The organism is Pseudomonas sp. KBN10P06128 (assembly GCF_037574945.1).
GTDB classification, from domain to species: domain Bacteria; phylum Pseudomonadota; class Gammaproteobacteria; order Pseudomonadales; family Pseudomonadaceae; genus Pseudomonas; species Pseudomonas aeruginosa.
On record NZ_JBBELR010000001.1, the window covers coordinates 5,701,867 to 5,716,889 of the forward strand.

Consider the following 15,023-nt stretch of genomic DNA (forward strand, 5'->3'; position numbering starts at 1 on the left):
GCCGGACGGCTTATGTCATGATGGCGCCACCCTCGCAGGTTCAAGGCCGGCTTTCTTCCTCTATGAACAAATCCCTTGCGCTGCTGACCGTCACGCTGCTGCTCGGCGGCTGCCAGTCACTTATCCACAAGACTCCCGATGGCACCCCGCCGGTGGAAGACACCGCGGTCGAGACCAAGGCCAAGCCGGAAAAGTACGGCTCCTTCAGCGAGGACAGCCTGTATTCGCTGCTGGTGGCCGAACTGGCCGGGCAGCGCAACCGCTTCGACATCGCCCTGAGCAACTATGTGGTGCAGGCGCAAAAAACCCGCGACCCCGGGGTTTCCGAGCGCGCCTTCCGCATCGCCGAATACCTCGGCGCCGACCAGGAAGCCCTCGACACCTCCCTGCTCTGGGCGCGCAGCGCGCCGGACAACCTCGATGCCCAACGCGCCGCCGCGATCCAGTTGGCCCGCGCCGGGCGCTACGAGGAGTCCATGGTGTACATGGAGAAGGTCCTCAACGGCCAGGGCGACACGCACTTCGACTTCCTCGCCCTGTCTGCCGCGGAGACCGACCCGGATACCCGCGCCGGCCTGCTGCAGAGCTTCGACCACCTGTTGAAGAAATACCCGAACAACGGCCAGTTGCTGTTCGGCAAGGCCCTGCTGCTGCAACAGGACGGCCGCCCGGACGAAGCCCTGACCCTGCTCGAGGACAACTCCGCAAGCCGCCACGAAGTCGCCCCGCTGCTGCTCCGCTCGCGCCTGTTGCAGAGCATGAAGCGCAGCGACGAGGCCCTGCCGCTGCTCAAGGCCGGGATCAAGGAACACCCGGACGACAAGCGCGTGCGCCTCGCCTACGCGCGCCTGCTGGTGGAGCAGAACCGCCTGGACGACGCCAAGGCCGAGTTCGCCGGACTGGTCCAGCAATTCCCCGACGACGACGACCTGCGTTTCTCCCTGGCGCTGGTCTGCCTGGAAGCCCAGGCCTGGGACGAAGCCAGGATCTACCTGGAAGAACTGGTCGAGCGCGACAGCCACGTCGACGCCGCCCACTTCAACCTCGGCCGCCTCGCCGAGGAACAGAAGGACACCGCGCGCGCCCTCGACGAGTACGCCCAGGTCGGCCCGGGCAATGACTTCCTCCCGGCGCAACTGCGCCAGACCGACGTCCTGCTCAAGGCCGGTCGCGTCGACGAAGCCGCCCAGCGCCTGGACAAGGCGCGCAGCGAGCAACCCGACTACGCCATCCAGCTGTACCTGATCGAAGCCGAGGCGCTGTCCAACAACGACCAGCAGGAAAAGGCCTGGCAGGCCATCCAGGAGGGTCTGAAGCAGTACCCGGAGGACCTCAACCTGCTCTACACCCGCTCGATGCTGGCGGAGAAGCGTAACGACCTGGCGCAGATGGAAAAGGACCTGCGCTTCGTCATCGCCCGCGAGCCGGACAACGCCATGGCCCTCAACGCCCTCGGCTACACCCTGGCCGACCGCACTACCCGCTACACCGAGGCGCGCGAGCTGATCCTCAAGGCGCACAAGTTGAACCCGGACGACCCGGCGATCCTCGACAGCATGGGCTGGATCAACTATCGCCAGGGCAAGCTGGCGGACGCCGAGCGCTACCTGCGCCAGGCGCTGCAGCGCTACCCCGACCACGAGGTCGCCGCGCACCTGGGCGAAGTCCTCTGGGCCCAGGGGCGCCAAGACGACGCCCGAGCCATCTGGCGCGAATACCTCGACAAGCAGCCCGACAGCGACGTGCTGCGCCGCACCATCAAGCGCCTGACCGGCGCCGAGACTCCTTGAAACCATGCGTCTACGTCTTTTCCTCGCCGCCTCCGCGCTGGCCCTGCTCAGCGGCTGCGCCGGCCTGACCTCCCACGAAGCCCTGGAAGGCCAGGGCGATGCGCAGACCTGGAAAACCCACAAGCAGCAACTCAGCGAGCTGGATGCCTGGCAGATCGACGGCAAGGTCGGCATCCGCGCCCCGCGCGACTCCGGCAGCGGCACCCTGTTCTGGCTGCAGCGCCAGGGCTACTACGACATCCGCCTGTCCGGCCCGCTCGGCCGCGGCGCAGCACGCCTGACCGGGCGTGAAGGCGCGGTGAGCCTGGAAGTCGCCGGGCAGGGCCGCTACCAGGCGGAGTCCCCGGAAGCCCTGCTGGAAGAACAACTAGGCTGGCGCCTGCCGGTCTCGCACCTGCTCTGGTGGGTACGCGGCCTCCCGGCGCCGGACAGCAAGAGCCGCCTGACCCTCGACGCCGACAGTCGCCTGGCGCGCTTGGAACAGGACGGCTGGCAGATCGAATACACCCGCTACGCCGAACAGAACGGCTACTGGCTACCCGAGCGCCTGAAGCTGCACGGCCAGGACCTCGACGTCACCCTGGTGATCAAGGACTGGCAGCCGCGCCAGCTCGGCCGCTGACATGAGCGTGCGCCTCAGCCTGCCAGCCCCGGCCAAGCTCAATCTGTTCCTGCATATCCTAGGCCGCCGCGACGATGGCTATCACGAGTTGCAGACCCTGTTCCAATTCCTCGACCACGGCGACGAGCTGCATTTCGAAGCCCGCCAGGACGGCCAGGTACGCCTGCACACGGAAATCGCCGGGGTGCCGCACGACAGCAACCTGATCGTGCGCGCCGCGCGCGGGCTGCAGGAAGCCTCCGGCAGCCTGCAAGGCGTCGACATCTGGCTGGACAAGCGCTTGCCCATGGGGGGCGGCATCGGCGGCGGCAGCTCCGACGCCGCCACGACGCTCCTGGCCTTGAACCATCTCTGGCAACTCGGCTGGGACGAGGACCGCATCGCCGCCCTGGGCCTGCGCCTGGGCGCCGACGTGCCGGTCTTCACCCGCGGACGCGCGGCTTTCGCCGAGGGCGTGGGCGAAAAGCTCACCCCGGTGGACATCCCGGAGCTCTGGTATCTCGTCTTGGTTCCGCAAGTACTTGTCAGCACAGCAGAAATTTTTTCAGATCCACTGTTGACACGCGATTCTCCCGCCATTAAAGTGCGCACCGTTCTCGAGGGGGACAGCCGAAACGACTGTCAGCCGGTAGTCGAGAGGCGTTACCCAGAAGTTCGTAACGCTTTGATCTTGCTAAACAAATTTGTTTCAGCTAGATTAACCGGCACTGGAGGTTGTGTGTTTGGGAGCTTCCCAAACAAAGCTGAAGCTGATAAAGTCTCGGCCCTTCTTCCAGACCACCTTCAGAGGTTCGTCGCCAAAGGAAGCAACGTTTCGATGTTGCACCGGAAGCTGGAAACTCTGGTCTGAGAAAGGAATGCCGAAACGGCATTCGAGCAATACCACAGGGGCGTCGCCAAGCGGTAAGGCAGCAGGTTTTGATCCTGCCATGCGTTGGTTCGAATCCAGCCGCCCCTGCCATTTTCCTCTTCTGTATTTCATCCGGATCCCTTCGGTCGACACAGGTACCTGTAGCGTGTCCAAGATGATGGTCTTCACGGGGAACGCTAACCCCGATCTTGCACGACGCGTCGTGCGTCAGCTGCACATTCCTCTTGGCGATGTTTCAGTTGGCAAATTCTCCGATGGCGAAATCAGCGTCGAAATCAACGAAAACGTCCGCGGCAAGGACGTATTCCTGATTCAGCCGACCTGCGCGCCGACCAACGACAACCTGATGGAACTGGTGGTGATGGCCGATGCCTTCCGCCGCTCCTCGGCCACTCGTATCACCGCTGTCATCCCCTACTTCGGCTATGCCCGCCAGGATCGCCGTCCGCGCTCCGCCCGCGTGGCCATCAGCGCCAAGGTAGTGGCCGACATGCTGACCGTCGTCGGGGTCAACCGTGTCCTCACGGTCGACCTGCACGCGGATCAGATCCAGGGCTTCTTCGATATCCCGGTAGACAACATCTACGGTTCCCCCGTGCTGGTGGACGATATCGAAGACCAGCGCTTCGAGAACCTGATGATCGTCTCCCCAGACATCGGCGGCGTGGTGCGCGCGCGCGCCGTGGCCAAGTCCCTGGGCGTGGACCTTGCGATCATCGACAAGCGTCGTCCCAAGGCCAACCAGTCCGAAGTGATGCACATCATCGGTGACGTCGAAGGCCGTACCTGCGTACTGGTAGACGACATGGTCGATACCGCCGGCACCCTCGGTCACGCCGCCAAGGCACTGAAAGAGCACGGCGCCGCCAAGGTCATCGCCTACTGCACCCACCCGGTGCTGTCCGGCCGTGCCATCGAGAACATCGAGAAATCCGTACTGGACGAGCTGGTGGTGACCAACACCATCCCGCTGTCCGCCGCTGCCCAGGCCTGTGGCCGCATCCGCCAGCTGGACATCGCTCCGGTCGTTGCGGAAGCCATGCGCCGGATCAGCAACGAAGAATCGATCAGCGCGATGTTCCGCTGAGGCCCAGCCTCGGCGAACGCGCCTGAACGAAAACGCCCCGCTCCGGCGGGGCCTTTGAAATCGCCCGAACGCTGGTCGCAAGCGTTCGGGCGCATTGTTATTTTTGGAGATACACAATGGTCGACTTTATTCTGAATGCCCAAGTGCGTTCCGATCTGGGGAAAGGTGCGAGCCGCCGCCTGCGTCGTAACGCCGGTCTGGTTCCTGCTGTCGTTTACGGCGGCGACAAAGAGCCCCAGTCCGTAACCTTGGAACTGCGCGAAATCGCCAAGCTCCTGGAAAACGAGGCTGCCTTCAGCCACGTGATCGCCCTGAACGTTGGCGGCGCCAAGGAAACCGTACTGATCAAGGCCCTGCAGCGCCATCCGGCGAAAGGCTTCGTGATGCACGCCGACTTCCTGCGCGTGGTCGCCGACCACAAGCTGACCGCCCACGTACCGCTGCACTTCATCAACGAAGAAGTAGCCGTTGGCGTCAAGCAATCCGGTGGCGAGATCTCCCACACCATCTCCGAAGTCGAAGTTTCCTGCCTGCCGAAAGACCTGCCGGAATTCATCGAAGTCGACATGGCCAAGGTCGAGCTGGGCCAGATCGTTCACCTGTCGGACCTCAAGGCTCCGAAAGGCGTCGAGCTGGTACAACTGGCCCACGGCAACGATCTGGCCGTTGCCAACATCCACGCTTCCCGCGTGGTGAAGGAAGAAGGTAGCGAAGAAGGCGCCGCCGAGTAATTCATTACTCGATCGCCTTTTTATAGAGAGGGGCTCCCGTCGTGACTGCCGTACAACTGATCGTTGGCCTGGGAAACCCGGGTCCTGAATACGACCAGACCCGGCATAACGCGGGGGCCCTTTTCGTTGAGCGCCTGGCGCATGCCCAGGGCGTCAGCCTCGTGGCTGACCGCAAGTATTTCGGCCTGGTCGGCAAGTTCAGCCACCAGGGCAAGGACGTTCGTCTGTTGATCCCGACTACCTACATGAACCGCAGCGGCCAGTCCGTGGCGGCGCTGGCGGGATTCTTCCGGATCGCCCCGGACGCCATCTTGGTGGCCCACGACGAACTCGACATGCCCCCTGGCGTCGCCAAGCTCAAGACCGGCGGCGGACACGGCGGGCACAACGGGTTGCGCGATATCATCGCCCAGCTCGGCAATCAGAATTCTTTCCATCGCCTGCGGCTTGGCATCGGCCATCCGGGGCACAGCAGCCTGGTTTCCGGTTACGTGCTCGGCCGCGCCCCGCGCAGCGAGCAGGAACTGCTCGACACCAGCATCGACTTCGCCCTCGGCGTGCTGCCGGAAATGCTCGCCGGGGACTGGACCCGGGCGATGCAGAAGCTGCACAGCCAGAAGGCCTGAACCACTTTTCTAGCGCCTGTCTGAGCGCGAGGGACATAGCATGGGATTCAACTGCGGCATCGTCGGCCTGCCCAACGTCGGCAAGTCCACCCTGTTCAACGCCCTGACCAAATCCGGTATCGCGGCGGAAAACTTCCCGTTCTGCACCATCGAGCCGAACAGCGGCATCGTGCCGATGCCCGACGCGCGCCTGAACGCCCTGGCCGAGATCGTCAAGCCCGAGCGCGTACTGCCGACCACCATGGAATTCGTCGACATCGCCGGCCTGGTGGCGGGCGCCTCCAAGGGTGAGGGCCTGGGCAACAAGTTCCTCGCCAACATCCGCGAGACCGACGCCATCGCCCACGTGGTGCGCTGCTTCGAAGACGACAACGTGATCCACGTGTCCAACAGCGTCGACCCCAAGCGCGACATCGAGATCATCGACCTCGAACTGATCTTCGCCGACCTCGACAGCTGCGAGAAGCAACTGCAGAAAGTCGCCCGCAACGCCAAGGGCGGCGACAAGGAAGCCCTGGCCCAGAAGGCCCTGCTGGAAAAGCTCATCCCCCACTTCACCGAAGGCAAGCCGGCGCGTTCGCTGCTGAAGAACCTCGGTGAGGAGGAGAAGCGCCTGGTACGCAGCTTCCACCTGCTGACCAGCAAGCCAGTGATGTACATCGCCAACGTCGCCGAGAACGGCTTCGAGAACAACCCGCACCTGGATGTGGTGAAGGCCATCGCCGAGGAAGAAGGCGCGGTGGTGGTGCCGGTGTGCAACAAGATCGAAGCCGAGATCGCCGAGCTGGAAGACGGCGAAGAGAAGGACATGTTCCTCGAGTCCCTCGGTCTCGAGGAACCCGGCCTGAACCGTGTGATCCGTGCCGGCTACGGCCTGCTCAACCTGCAGACCTACTTCACCGCCGGGGTGAAGGAAGTCCGCGCCTGGACCGTCCGCGTCGGCGCCACCGCCCCGCAGGCCGCCGGCGTGATCCACACCGACTTCGAGAAAGGCTTCATCCGCGCCGAAGTGGTCGCCTACGACGACTTCATCCAGTTCAAGGGTGAACAGGGCGCCAAGGAAGCCGGCAAGTGGCGCCTGGAAGGCAAGGACTACATCGTCAAGGACGGCGACGTGATGCATTTCCGCTTCAACGTGTGATCAACGTCTGACGATTTTTGCTGGATCTCGGTGGCGCTCAGTAGCGCTTGGTGGACAGGTTGGCCCATTTGAAATCAATGGGTTACGTAAACAATACGGTCTGCTGAGCGTTCCTATTGTTCATCGAGGTCCGGAAAATTCGGGGGTAGCGTTGGGGGTACTCGTGTTCAACCGTGGGGGTACTTTTCCCCGCAGTGGAGTCCAACGATGCCCGAAAACCTACTCACCGACCTCAAGGTCAGGTCGGCCAAATCGACTGATCGAGACTGGAAACTATCAGACGGCGGGGGCCTGTTCCTACTGGTAAAGCCCACCGGCGGCAAGCTCTGGCGGTGGAAGTACCGCCTGCAAGGTAAGGAGAACCTCTTTGCCATTGGCGGCTTTCCTCAAGTAAGCCTTGCTGAGGCGCGTGCGGCCCGCGAGAAAGCGCGAATCCTCGTCAAGCAAGGTATCCATCCTGCCCATGAACGGCAGCAGGTCAAGCAGCGCAACTTGGAAGTGCTGGAGGAACGCAAGCGCGCAAAGGAAAGCTCGTTCGCCAAGGTGGCGCAGGCGTACCTGGCCGAGATCAAGCCAGTCTTTGCGCTCAGTTCCTACCGCACGAAAGAGTCCCGTATCAGGAAATACCTGTCACCCAAATTCGATGGGATGCCGATGAGCGACATTGGCGTGAAGCAGATCCGCCCGTTGCTGGAGGAGTGCAAGGCCCACGGTGCATGGGCCGCGATTCACGTCAAAGGCGATCTTTCGGCCATCTTCGAATTCGCGGTAGTGCGGGGTCTGGTCGAGGCCAATCCTATACCCAGTCTTCGTGGGCTGCTGCGTGTGCCGTTCAGCGAGAGCAAGGCGGCGATGACGCGAGAGCAAATCCAGAAGTTCTATCAGGAGTTGCGCGGCTACCGGGGCTATCCGGAAACCTCTTTGTGTCTGCGGTTGATTGCTCTGACGGCTTGCCGTCCAGGGGAAGCGGCGGATGCCGAGTGGGACGAGTTCGACTTTGAGGATGCTCTGTGGCGTCGGCCTGCGGCGAAGATGAAAGCGCGGCGTGACCATGTCAGCCCGTTGTCCACGCAGGCCGTAGCAGTGCTGAAGGATTTGCAGTGCATCACGGGCGGTGGCCGCTATCTGTTCCCACACCGTAGTGGCAAGGGCTTCACTACGCCCAACCGGCTAACCTACGCGATGCGCGACATGAACCTGGGCCGGGGCACGACGCCGCATTGCTGGCGGACGACCTTTTCGACCTGGGCCAATGAGAACGGATACCGGCCTGATGCGATTGAGCGGCAGCTTGCCCACGTGGAAAGCAACAAGGTGCGGGCGACCTACAACAAGGCGCTGTTGCTGGATCAGAGAAGGACGCTGTTGCAGGACTGGGCGGACTATCTGGGTGCGGCGGAGGGCAGCGGCACGGCATAGGGGCGATTTGACCGGGTGTTGTAGAACGAATGGACAGGAGCGGCCTTTTCCTTTTCTGGATAGGGCCGTTGTCCCTTGAGTGCCGTTCCCTTGCCATTTGCCTTTGCTTAAGGCTGGGTGCTGGGAATGGGGTAAACAATGGAATAAATGGGGTAATTTTGAATTGATTGCCCCTTTTGAGGCTCATGTCGCTCATTTCCTTCTTGGTCGGCCATGCCAGCCCCTCGCGACCGGTCCAATGTTCAGGAAATGGGGTAGTCAAATACTGTTAATGAGGTATTTTTAGAGACAATGCCCCATTTAAAGGCTATGATTACCCCATTTACACAGCCTGGGCTTACATTTCCATGCACTCGCTCACACCCGAGTACCTTGCCGCGCTTCGCTTCGATGGCACTCAGGCCGCCACGTTGCGCACACTGGGCGAGTACCAGGGGAAGCAGCAACTCTACGCCGCGCAGTCGCCCGAAGCCCTCAAGGGCCTGCGCCAGATCGCGGTGGTGGAGTCCACCGAGTCGTCTAACCGGCTGGAAGGTGTTGTCGTAGCGCCCTCGCGGCTGAAGTCTCTGGTCATCCGCAACGCAACACCAAAGAGCCGCTCCGAACAGGAGATCGCCGGCTACCGTGATGCCCTGGCGCTGATCCACGAGTCCGCCGCGCACATGCCCTTCAGTGAGGGAGTGGTGCTGCAACTGCACACCCTGCTGTACCGCTATATGCCGCAGGCGGGCGGACGCTGGAAGGCCACCAATAACGACATCATCGAGCGTCACCCGGACGGCACGTCACGTCTACGCTTCCAGCCGGTCGCTGCGCACCTCACACCCATGGCTATGACCGATCTGGCCGGGCGCTACGCCACCGCGCTGGATCAGCACCTGGCCGACCCCCTCGTACTGGTGCCGCTGGCGATGCTCGACTTCCTGTGCATCCACCCCTTCCCGGACGGCAACGGTCGCATGTCCCGTTTGCTGACCCTGCTGCTGCTCTACCACTTCGACTATGCCGTGGGTCGCTACATCAGTTTGGAACGCGTCTTCGAGGACACCAAGGAAGGTTATTACGAGACGCTGGAAGCCAGCTCGCAGGGCTGGCACCAGGGGCAGCACGACGTCAAACCCTGGCTCGACTACTTCTGGGGTGCCTTACTACGGGCCTACCGTGAGTTCGAGGAGCGTGTCGGCACCATCGAACGGGGACGTGGCAGCAAAGGCGACCGAGTGCGGACGGAAGTTCTGGGGCGCACCCAGCCGTTCTCGATTTCCGAGATTGAAGAAGCCTGTCCGGGCGTGAGCCGGGACATGGTTCGACTAGTGCTGCGAGCGATGAAATCAGAGGAGTTGATCGAATCGACTGGCAAGGGGCGAGGTGCGAAATGGAAGCGCATCACAGCAGGCACCTCCGGTAGTACAGCGGTTCTGGCGATTGGCCACAAGATGGATCAGTGAGGACTCTCCATGGATAACGTTTTCCAATTCCGCGACCAGCTCATCGAACGATACGGCAGCTTTTCCCGCAGTTTCGTTCGCATCGCTGCGCCTGATATCCAAGCCGAGGTCGAACATCAATATGCGCAAGGCCGCTATTGGCCTGAGCCGCTGGTGCAGATCAACCCGAATTACCAACGCCAGGGCACGGTGCAGAAACTGGTGGCGCAGGGGGTCTTGCATGCTGCCTGCGCAGAGATCTTCCAGGTCGGGAAGTCTGAAGGTTCGCCAGAACCCCTGCATCTTTACAAGCACCAGATGGAAGCCTTGGCCAAAGGCCAGGAACGCCAAAGCTATGTGGTCACGACCGGAACGGGGTCGGGGAAGTCCCTGTCCTTTTTCATCCCGATCATCGACCGCATTCTCAAGGCCAAGCAATCTGATGGCAAAGCACGTACCAGTGCCATTGTCATCTATCCGATGAATGCTCTGGCCAACAGCCAGCTGGAAGAACTCGACAAGTTTCTGCATGGCTATGCGCCAGAGCTTCGTCCCTTCACCGTCAAGCGCTACACCGGCCAGGAAAGCAAGGCGGAACGCAGCGCCATCGCGGATGACCCGCCCGATATCCTGCTCACTAACTTCATGATGCTGGAGTACATCCTCACGCGCTTCGACGAAGTGGATCGGCGTGTGGTGGAACACTGCGAGGGACTTGAGTTCCTGGTGCTGGATGAGTTGCATACCTATCGTGGCCGTCAAGGGGCGGACGTTGCCTTGCTAGTGCGGCGCCTGCGAGAGCGCTTGAAAGCCGAGCAACTGGTCTGCATCGGCACGTCGGCCACCATGTCCAGCACAGGTAGCCAAGCCGACCGCAACCGCGTGGTAGCCGACGTGGCTAGCAAACTTTTTGGCACCCAGATCAGCGAGCATGACGTCATCGGCGAGACCTTGGAGCGCGTCACCAACCCGCTCAAGGACGTCAACGCCATCCGCACAGAACTACCGGCGGCCATTACGCGAAAGCAGGATATCTGGGCTGACTTCGACGCCTTTCGCAATGATCCGTTATCCATCTGGGTGGAGTTGAACCTGGGTATCGAACTACCTGCCGACGAGCCTCCCAGGCGGGCGAGCCCCATGATGTTGGAAGAGGCCAGCCGCCGTCTCGCCGAAGACGCGGGTTGCCAGCCTGAAGCCGCTCGCACCGCCCTGCAGCGCTTTCTAGTGGCTGCCCATGATGTGCGCACGCCCCAGGGCAGGCCGCCTTTCGCGTTCAAGCTGCACCAGTTCATCAGCGGTCCCGGCAAGGTACTCACCACGCTGGAGGCGCGAGGTAAGCGCCATGTCACGCTCGATGCTCAGCGTTTCGCGCCGGGGCGACAGCAAGAGAATGTGCTGCTTTACCCGACTCACTTCTGCCGCGATTGCGGCCAGGAATACCTACCTGTCTGGCACGCACAGCAACCGGTCAGCTTCAGCTCACGTGAAATCGACGATATCGCGGCAGAAGACGACGCCAGCTATGGCTTCCTGTGTCCTCTGGTGCCCGGGCAGCAATACGGTGGCCTGCTCGAAGACCTGCCGGAAACCTGGATCGACCTCAGCCGTAGCGAACCCAAAATCAAGCCAGCCTACAAGAATGCCGTTCCCTATATGGTCACGGTCGATGCCAAAGGGCAAACGGGCTCGGGGGCGGAGTTCTGGTTCATTCCGGGAAAGTTCCGCTTCTGCCTGAACTGCGGCACGACACACGAAGCCCACGGCAAGGATGCCAACCGCCTCTCCAGCCTGTCCGGCGAAGGCCGCTCTTCGGCCACTACCATGATTGCCCTGGCGGCCTTGCAGCAATTGTTCGCACTTTCCGAACCTGCGCCAGGGCAGCCTGACCCACGCAAGTTGCTTGGGTTTACCGACAACCGCCAGGATGCCGCTCTGCAGGCGGGGCATTTCAACGACTTCATTTTCCTGCTGACGCTGCGTGCCGGCTTGATCGGCGCACTACAGGGCAGCGGCGGCCAACTCGATGAAGAACACTTGGCCGAAAGCGTATTCAAGGCCCTCGGCTTTCAAGGGGTCGATGAAGCGACCTTGGTGGAGTATCTGCGCACCCCCAAGCTCATGGGACTGGCCCGACAAGAAGCGCAACGCACATTGCGCTTCATCATCGCCTACCGGCTACTGCGTGATCTGCGGCGTGGCTGGCGCTTCAATAATCCGAATCTGGATCAACTCGGCCTGTTGCAGATTCGGTATCGAGACCTAGATGCCTTTTGCGCTGACGCCAGCATCTTTGCTGCAAACAGCACCTTGACCAAATTGACGGCAGTGCAGCGGACAGTTTTGTTCGAACTACTGTTCGACGCCTTGCGCCGCCATCTGTGCCTGGAAAGTCGTTACCTCGACCCGGTCGAGCAGGACAAGGCACGCACCAGCGCCCACACCTACCTGAATGAACGTTGGGCCTTCGCTCCCGACGAGAAACTCGATACCGGCCGCTATCTCATCCTCGGCAAGCGCCCGGAATACAAGGGCAAGCCGCGCACCGACTTGGTGACAGGTGGTCCACGCTCCCGTCTGCTACGGCAAATAAAGACGGCCGCCTTCTGGCGCAACAGCGCCTGCGCCAGCGAGGTCGCGCAGTGGAAAGATGTCGAGTGGGCTAAGCTGATCGAAGCGCTGCTGGAGTCCGCCAAGGACTATGGCTATGTGCAGCGCCAACCTATCGACGCCCAGCTCGCAGGCTGGCGCCTGAACGCGGCTGCTCTGGACTGGTGCCTGATTGCCGATCAGCCGCAAACTGATAGTAATCGAATCAACCAGTATTTCCGCACCCTGTACCTCGGCATTGCCGACCTGCTGCGTCGGCCCTCGCATCCGCTGTTCGACTTCGAGGCCCAGGAACACACGGCCCAGGTGGATGCGCCACGCCGGCAACTGCTGGAGCAGCGTTTTCGCTACACCGAAAAAGACAGGCAGGATTGGGCGCAGAACCCGGCCCACGAAGCGCCGTTGGAACGTCTGCCGGTGATGTTCTGCTCCCCCACGATGGAGCTTGGCGTGGATATCTCCGCGCTCAACACCGTGTACCTGCGCAATGTGCCGCCGACCCCAGCCAACTACGCCCAGCGCAGCGGCCGTGCGGGTCGCTCGGGTCAGCAGGCGCTAGTCATCACCTACTGCGCGGCACTCAGTCCGCATGACCAGTGGTTCTTCCACAATGCAGAGCAAATGGTGCATGGCGTAGTGCGAGCGCCAACCCTCGACCTGAGCAACCGCGATCTCATCGACAGCCATCTGCAAGCGGTCTGGCTGGCCAGCACCCAGGTGCCGCTGGACGACAGCATTGCGCCCATGCTGGATCTTGACCAGTCCGGCAAACCACTGAAACAGCCCTTGCACGAAGCGCTCCGGGCGCAGGCTGTCCAGCAGCGGGCCTTGGCCAGTGCCGACCGGGTCATCGACCAGCTTGAGGGCGAGCTTGAAGGCAGCGCCTGGTTCACTCCAGACTATGTGCGCCAGGTCATCGTCAATGCGGCGCAAGCGTTCTCTGGGGCGCTGGAGCGCTGGCGCGTGCTGTTCGATGCCACCCGTCAGCAGATGGATATGGCTGATCGCATCGTCAAGAGCCATACCGCCTCGCACACTGAGCGCCAAAATGCCCAGCGCCGCTACGGCGACGCCGCGCGCCAGTACGCCGTATTGCTCAAATCCGGCAACGGCCAGAACAATGACTTCTATACCTATCGCTACTTGGCCAGCCAAGGCTTCCTGCCAGGCTACAACTTCCCGCGCCTGCCGCTGATGGCATGGATTCCCGCCCGTGGCGGCCAGGCCGTCAATGGCAAGGATGACGAAGGCAGCATGGTCAGCCGGCCGCGCTTCCTGGCCCTGTCCGAATTCGGCCCCCGCAGCCTCATTTATCACCAGGGCCGCATGTACCGCGTGGTGCGTGCCAAACTCAACGTAGGCAATACAGACCACATTTCCGGCAACAGCCAATTGGCAACTATTGCCTCTCTAGTGTGTAGCCAGTGTGGCTACGGCCATCTCGGCGAGCCGGGCGGCGAACAGCCGCTGGTCAATCGCTGCGAGAACTGTGATGCCTTGCTCACCGAGCACGATTGGGTGCGCGAACTCTACCGTATCGAAACCGTAGAAACTGTGGCCACCGAGCGCATCTCCATCAACGACGAGGAGCGCCAGCGTCAGGGCTTCGAGCTGCAAACCACCTACCGCTTCCTGCCCGGCCCCGATGGCCGTATCCAGCAGCAGAAGGCCACGATTCAACAAGGCGAGGACGTGCTGGGCGAGCTCACCTACGCGCCCGCTGCGCAAATCTGGCGCATCAACCGCGGCTGGCGCAGGCGCAAAGACAAGGAGCAACTGGGCTTCTACATCAACCCCATCACGGGCACCTGGAGCAAGCAGGATGCACCGGATGCGGAAGACGACCAGGGCGGCGACGATGCTTTGCTGGAGAAGGTGCCCAACCAACGCATCGTTCCCTTTGTGGAAGATCATCGCAATCTGCTGATCTTCGCTCCCGTACATGCCTTGCCTCTGGAGGCCATGGCCACATTGCAGGCCGCGCTTAAGCGCGGCATCGAAATGACCTTCCAGATCGAGGAATCCGAACTGGTGGTCGAGCCACTGCCAAAGTCCGACGAGCGCCGCGCCTTGCTGTTTTACGAAGCGGCGGAAGGCGGTGCGGGTGTGCTCACGCGTCTGGCAAACAATCGCGACGACCTTGCACTCGTAGCCAGCAATGCCCTGCAACTGATTCACTATCGCAAACCGCAGAGCGGCATTTGGACGCTGGACGATCTGCCGTCGCTGGAACAGACCGATGCACTTGGCAATCATCAGTGTGAAGCCGGCTGCTACCAGTGCCTACTGTCCTACTTCAACCAGCCGGACCACGAACACATCAACCGCCGCAATGCGGATGCGCTCAAGCTGCTGGTCGCGCTGGCCAATGCCCAGGTACAGCCCGTAACGAGCAGCCCGGCCACCGTTGCCTCGACGACTTCAGCTTACGAGCCACTTGATGCTTGGCTGTCCGCGCTCCGCCAGGCAGGGGCCGTGCAACCTGATGCGGTCAACGTCTCCGTCAACAATGGCGCAGCCACCGCAGCGGCCCAGTACAAGGCATCTCGTGTTTTGGTGTTTCTGTCCGCGGTGGATCAGCAGACCACCAGCGTATTGCAGGACAAAGGCTGGCAGGTACTCGATTTTTCGGATGCTTCACGCTGGCCACAACAATTCGCCGCGCACGCCGATGTGTTCGGTTCTAAGGAATAAAGGCG

General features: G+C 61.9%; 10 protein-coding genes and 1 tRNA gene. All 11 read left to right on the forward strand.

Features of this window, described 5'->3' with window-relative positions; translation table 11 throughout:
• Nucleotides 1–17: 17 nt before the first annotated feature.
• Nucleotides 18–1,790, forward strand: coding sequence for a proteolytic complex protein LbcA (lbcA, locus tag VQ065_RS26625; RefSeq protein ID WP_003162407.1), 1,773 nt, complete (start codon nucleotides 18–20; stop codon nucleotides 1,788–1,790).
• 4 nt (nucleotides 1,791–1,794) lie between these two features.
• Entirely contained in the window at nucleotides 1,795–2,412 is a 618-nt protein-coding gene (gene lolB, locus VQ065_RS26630) for a lipoprotein insertase outer membrane protein LolB (protein ID WP_003095005.1), read from the forward strand.
• 1 nt (nucleotide 2,413) lies between these two features.
• Nucleotides 2,414–3,262 carry a 4-(cytidine 5'-diphospho)-2-C-methyl-D-erythritol kinase gene (gene ispE / locus VQ065_RS26635; protein ID WP_003095007.1) on the forward strand — a complete coding sequence of 283 codons (849 nt, stop codon included), beginning with the start codon at nucleotides 2,414–2,416 and terminating at the stop codon, nucleotides 3,260–3,262.
• Nucleotides 3,263–3,298: 36 nt separating this feature from the next.
• A tRNA-Gln gene (locus VQ065_RS26640) sits at nucleotides 3,299–3,373 on the forward strand.
• A gap of 55 nt (nucleotides 3,374–3,428) precedes the next feature.
• The gene (locus VQ065_RS26645; protein ID WP_003099281.1) at nucleotides 3,429–4,370 is read left to right on the forward strand and encodes a ribose-phosphate pyrophosphokinase; all 942 of its coding nucleotides are present in this window, start codon (nucleotides 3,429–3,431) and stop codon (nucleotides 4,368–4,370) included.
• 116 nt (nucleotides 4,371–4,486) lie between these two features.
• Complete coding sequence (locus VQ065_RS26650) at nucleotides 4,487–5,101, forward strand: 50S ribosomal protein L25/general stress protein Ctc (RefSeq protein ID WP_003095013.1); 615 nt, start codon at nucleotides 4,487–4,489, stop codon at nucleotides 5,099–5,101.
• Between the two features lie 41 nt (nucleotides 5,102–5,142).
• Complete coding sequence (gene pth / locus VQ065_RS26655) at nucleotides 5,143–5,727, forward strand: aminoacyl-tRNA hydrolase (RefSeq protein WP_003099278.1); 585 nt, start codon at nucleotides 5,143–5,145, stop codon at nucleotides 5,725–5,727.
• A 40-nt stretch (nucleotides 5,728–5,767) separates the two neighbouring features.
• Nucleotides 5,768–6,868 carry a redox-regulated ATPase YchF gene (gene ychF / locus VQ065_RS26660; protein WP_003095017.1) on the forward strand — a complete coding sequence of 367 codons (1,101 nt, stop codon included), beginning with the start codon at nucleotides 5,768–5,770 and terminating at the stop codon, nucleotides 6,866–6,868.
• Nucleotides 6,869–7,075: 207 nt separating this feature from the next.
• The gene (locus tag VQ065_RS26665; protein WP_023098842.1) at nucleotides 7,076–8,287 is read left to right on the forward strand and encodes a tyrosine-type recombinase/integrase; all 1,212 of its coding nucleotides are present in this window, start codon (nucleotides 7,076–7,078) and stop codon (nucleotides 8,285–8,287) included.
• 347 nt (nucleotides 8,288–8,634) lie between these two features.
• Nucleotides 8,635–9,735 (forward strand): Fic family protein, encoded by a 1,101-nt coding sequence (locus VQ065_RS26670; RefSeq protein WP_023098843.1) that lies wholly within the window; start codon nucleotides 8,635–8,637, stop codon nucleotides 9,733–9,735.
• A 9-nt stretch (nucleotides 9,736–9,744) separates the two neighbouring features.
• Nucleotides 9,745–15,018, forward strand: coding sequence for a DEAD/DEAH box helicase (locus VQ065_RS26675; protein WP_023098844.1), 5,274 nt, complete (start codon nucleotides 9,745–9,747; stop codon nucleotides 15,016–15,018).
• The last annotated feature ends 5 nt before the right edge of the window (nucleotides 15,019–15,023 follow it).